Consider the following 4,898-nt stretch of genomic DNA (forward strand, 5'->3'; position numbering starts at 1 on the left):
TTTATGCACAAAAACTGCATTGTTGTGCTGCACATTTTGTCTCAAAATGTGTAATGTATTAAAAAAGTATATATCTTTGCGCCTGTTTGACTCTAAAGTTCAAATAGATCAGGTAAAATTTAAATAGCGAATATGAAGAAAATTATCGTAGTGGCAGGCTTATTGTTAACAATGGGCTTTCATGCTTCAGCCGAAGGGTACCAGGTAAATTTGCAAAGTACAAAACAGGCAGGTATGGCTCATGTTGGGGCTGCCTTGAAACTTGGTGCAGAAAGCATGCACTTCAATCCTGCAGGATTGAGTTTTATGAAAGAGAATATTAGCTTATCTGCAGGAGCTAGTGCTGTTTTTACCGATTTGGAATACTCCAAGGATGGATACAAACACAATTCGGATAACCCGATTGGAACACCTTTATACTTATATGCAGGTTTTAAGATTTACGATAACCTGGCTGCTGGTGTGAGTGTGAATACTCCTTACGGCAGTTCGATCGACTGGGGGTTGAATTGGGCCGGATCAAGATTGGTTCAGGATATTACATTGAAGTCGTTTTCTATACAGCCTACCATTTCCTATCGCCCGTTCGATAAGTTGAGTCTGGGTGCCGGACTGATGTTTATGTATGGTAATTTCTCATTAAGCAGAGCCTTGATTCCTGCAGGAGATCTGGAGGGTCTTCGTCTTCTTAAAGATGCAATACCTTCACTGGAACAAACGCTGGACAATTTTAAAGATATCGATGCCGCTTCTGCAACATTGTCGGGTGATGCGGGTGTTAAGGTTGGTTTCAATATCGGTGCAATGTATGATGTAACCGACAAAATTACTGTTGGTGTATCTTATCGCTCAAAAGTAACTATGAGGGTTCCCGAAGGTCATGCTGAGATGAATTATGCCAATGAAACCGAATTGAAACAGCTGATTGCAACGGTTAACCCGCTGTTAATCGCTTATAAGAAGAATCCCATTGTAATTCCTCCACTGGATAAAGGAACATTTACTGCCGAACTGCCATTACCTTCCAATCTGAACGTGGCTGTTAGCTATAAGGCAACCGACAGATTGTTGTTGTCTGGTGAAGTTCAGTTTGTGGGCTGGAGTGCTTACAAAGCATTAAATGTACAGTTTTCGCAGGAGGTGCTTAATGGATACAGCATCAATGCACCTAAAAATTACGAAAATACGCGTATCTATCGTTTAGGAGGTCAGTTTGCTGCTACAGAGCGTCTGGATTTACGTCTGGGTGCATACCTGGATGAATCGCCGGTTCCCGGAGAATTTTTAAATCCCGAAACCCCCAGTATGAATAAAATGGGATTAAGTACAGGATTGAGCTTCCGTCCGCTTGAAAGACTTTCTGTAGATCTTGCATTTACCTACGTTACAGGTTTCGGTCGTGATGGTTCTTATCCGTATGTTTCTAACGATCAGGTAAAAGCATTTGGTGGTCATTACGATGTAAAGGCTTTTAATCCGTCGTTTGGTATTTCGTATGCATTCTGATCTTGAATCAGCATAAATAAAAAAGCCCGGATTTTTTCCGGGCTTTTTTTGTATCTAATTGGTTTATTAAATCTGAATCCATTTCAAGTATGCAAAGTCCATACGGTGAGGCAGGTCTTTGTTTACAGGGAATACTCTGAGAGCCAATTTAACAGACCCCGAAATACTTGGTATGATGTCAAGGTCGAAGTAAAGTTTAGAACCTTCTTCTTTCATCAGTTTAAACGAATGTGTTTTCAATAATGAAAGTTCTTTGGTCTCTTTTTTCTCTTTTGCAACGACTAGTTCAACTCCCAGCATTCCCTGAAGTTCTTTTCTGTCAATTACAATGTTAAACTTTAATTCTTTTCCTAATACAAGTCCGCTCTTCTGAAGGTCTTCGCTGTAATTTATCGATTCAACCACAAAACTATCCCAATGTGCATCAACCTCTTCTTTCCATGCCGCAATTTCTTTTGCTTTCGCATAGTTGTTATCGTGCAGGTTTTGAGACCGTGTTGCCAGTTTGTTATAGAATCTTTCAATATAATCGTCCAACATACGTTTCATTGTGTAGTCTGGAGCGATTTGAGCGATCGAATTCTTAATGTATTGTATCCATTCAGGTGAATATCCTTTACTGTTTTTTGCAAAATAGGTGGGGATAATCTCATTTTCAAGAATGGAATAGATAGTTGTTGCATCCAGCTGATCCTGGTATTGCTGATTCTCGTATGTCCGTTTGTCGGTAAGCGCCCAACCGGCACCTTCCCTGTATCCTTCGTACCACCAGCCATCTAAAACAGAGAAGTTCAATACTCCGTTCATTTCGGCTTTTTCGCCGGATGTGCCCGATGCTTCCAATGGTCGGGTAGGTGTGTTTAACCAAACGTCTACTCCCGAAATTAAACGACGGGCTAAGCGCATGTCGTAGTTTTCAAGAAATATAATTTTGCCCAGGAATTCAGGACGACGGGAAATTTCAACAATATGTTTGATTAATCCCTGTCCGCCACCGTCTGCCGGATGTGCTTTTCCTGTATAAATAAACTGGATAGGGCACTTCTCGTTGTTTAAAATCTTAGAGAGCCTGTCAAGATCTGTAAATAACAGATGGGCACGTTTGTAAGTGGCAAATCGTCTGCCGAATCCGATCAGTAAGGCATTTGGATTGATTTTATCCAAAATACTTACAACCTGTGATGGATCTCCCTGATTTTTAAGCCAATTTTCTTTGAACTGAACACGTATATAGTCGATCAGCTTATTCTTCATCGTTTTACGGATGTTCCATATCTCTTCGTCGGGAACTTGTTGTATTGCACTCCAGATTTCCTTATTAGACTGGTCATTAAAGAAATTCTTGTCAAAGTTCTTTGCGTAGAATTGCTTCCATTCCGAAGTTGCCCATGTTGGCATGTGAACGCCATTGGTTACCCAACTAACATGTAATTCGTCCGGGAAGTATCCTTTCCAGATCGGAGCAAACATCTTTTGCGACACTTTACCATGAAGCCAGCTAACACCGTTGGCCTCCTGACAGGTATTGAGGGCAAATACACTCATAGAGAATTTCTCATGAGTTCCGGGGTTTTCCCGTCCCATATCAATGAATTCCTGCCAGCTGATGCCTAATTTAGCCGGAAATTCTCCCATATATCGTCCAAAAAGGTCTTCCTCGAAATAATCGTGTCCGGCAGGAACCGGAGTGTGTACTGTGTATAGCGAAGAGGCCCTTACCACTTCCAGGGCTTGATTGAAAGATAGGTTTTCCTGTTGGATGTAATCTACCAGGCGTTGAGCATTAATCAGAGCAGCATGACCTTCGTTGCAATGATATATCTGCTTTTTAATTCCCAGTTTATTCAACATCATTATACCTCCTATACCCAGAAGATATTCCTGCTTCATGCGGTTTTCCCAGTCGCCGCCATATAGCTGGTGGGTAATGGAGCGGTCCCATTCGCTGTTTTCCTGGATGTCTGTATCCATAAGATATAAAGGAACACGACCTACTTTGACTTGCCAGATTTGAGAATAGACAATTCTGCCGGGATAGGGTATTTCAAGGATTACAGGTTTGTTGTGTTCGTCTGTAATCAACGTGATTGGCAAGGTGCTGAAATCCTGAGGTTCGTAATTAGCGATCTGCTGACCGTCCATGGAAAGGGATTGGTTGAAATATCCGTAACGATACAGAAAGCCAACCGCAGCCATGTCAATATTGCTGTCGCTTGCCTCCTTCAGATAGTCGCCTGCCAGAACTCCTAATCCTCCTGAGTAAATCTTAAGCACATTTGCAAGTCCATACTCCATGCTGAAATAGGCTACAGAGGGCTTGGTGAGTTTTGGCTTTTCTTCCATGTATGACTGAAACTTGGCATAAACCTTGTTCATTTCATCCATAAACTCCTTGTCGGCCATAATTTCTTCCATCCTGTTGTAGGATATCGTTTGTAACAAGAGTACCGGATTTCCTTCAGTTTTTTTCCAAAGGTCGCTGTCTATTTTGTTGAAAAGTTTTGTAGCGTCTGAGTTCCAAACCCACCAAAGATTGTATGCAATCTCACGAAGAGGTTCTAGCTTCGCAGGAAGCACAGAATGTGCGTGTACATCTTTCCATACAGGAGAGTTTGCATTGTTTGCTTTGATTTTCATTATTGAGAATTTTTAATTATTTCGAGAAATTGATTTTATATTCATTACCTTATATAAACCAGCTACAAAGATAAGATTCTAAGTTAAATACTTACCATACTTTTAGCAATTCTTTTATCCTTGTTAACCAGTGCTTTATGAAAAGATTCCTGGTAATGCAGTATAAACTTGCTCCATGTTGCCTCTCTTGAAAGGGCAAAACAATGTTTATGGATTTCGGTTCTTTCGCTCTTATTTTTACGTGATAGCTCAAGAATAGCCTCGGCTATAGAGTCTGTTACTTCAAAATAATTGAAGTCGGTACGTTCCAGTACCATCACTCCTTCGGAAAGTGAATTGCCGGATACAAAATGCTTAGCCCACAGACCAAATCCGGCGAGGTTAGTCGTGATGGTCGGAATGCCAAATGCAATACTTTCCATCGGTGTGTATCCCCAAGGTTCGTAGTAAGAGGGGTATACGGTTGCGTCCATGCCGATTAATAAATCATAATATGGAGTATTAAAGATACCATCGCTTCCCGAAAGATAACAGGGTACGAAAATAATCTTAATTTTATCCGACGAATTATTTGTAAATCCGGCCTGACGAATATGACTGATAATTTTGTCGTGCTCCATGTCATAAAGCCAGTGTGTAACAAAGGGAGCCTGCAGAGGATTCTTGGTTTCATAATCCTGTTTCAAGATCTCTTTCAAGTCGGCTCGAGCATCGTAAACATGTCCGGGAACCATAATAAAGGCAATTATCTCGCG

The 4,898-nt window shown here is 41.1% G+C and carries 3 protein-coding genes; 1 reads left to right on the forward strand and 2 read right to left on the reverse strand.

What is annotated here, in order from left to right; genetic code table 11:
* Nucleotides 1–132: 132 nt before the first annotated feature.
* Nucleotides 133–1,506 (forward strand): OmpP1/FadL family transporter, encoded by a 1,374-nt coding sequence (locus tag AB7E53_RS05925; RefSeq protein WP_446774707.1) that lies wholly within the window; start codon nt 133–135, stop codon nt 1,504–1,506.
* A gap of 66 nt (nt 1,507–1,572) precedes the next feature.
* On the opposite strand, the gene glgP is transcribed toward AB7E53_RS05925, so the two are convergent.
* The gene (gene glgP, locus AB7E53_RS05930; protein ID WP_446774709.1) at nt 1,573–4,143 is read right to left on the reverse strand and encodes an alpha-glucan family phosphorylase; all 2,571 of its coding nucleotides are present in this window, start codon (nt 4,141–4,143) and stop codon (nt 1,573–1,575) included.
* Nucleotides 4,144–4,226: 83 nt separating this feature from the next.
* On the reverse strand, nt 4,227–4,898 hold a 672-nt coding region (locus AB7E53_RS05935), incomplete at its 5' end, for a glycosyltransferase (protein WP_446774711.1).

The sequence above is a fragment of the Macellibacteroides sp. genome (genome assembly GCF_050251695.1).
Classification (GTDB): domain Bacteria; phylum Bacteroidota; class Bacteroidia; order Bacteroidales; family Tannerellaceae; genus Macellibacteroides; species Macellibacteroides fermentans.

Excerpts from the sequence above, each read along its gene's own strand:
- glgP (WP_446774709.1), bottom strand. The coding sequence starts at position 4,143 with ATGAAAATCAAAGCAAACAATGCAAACTCTCCTGTATGGAAAGATGTA.
- AB7E53_RS05925 (WP_446774707.1), top strand. The coding sequence starts at position 133 with ATGAAGAAAATTATCGTAGTGGCAGGCTTATTGTTAACAATGGGCTTT.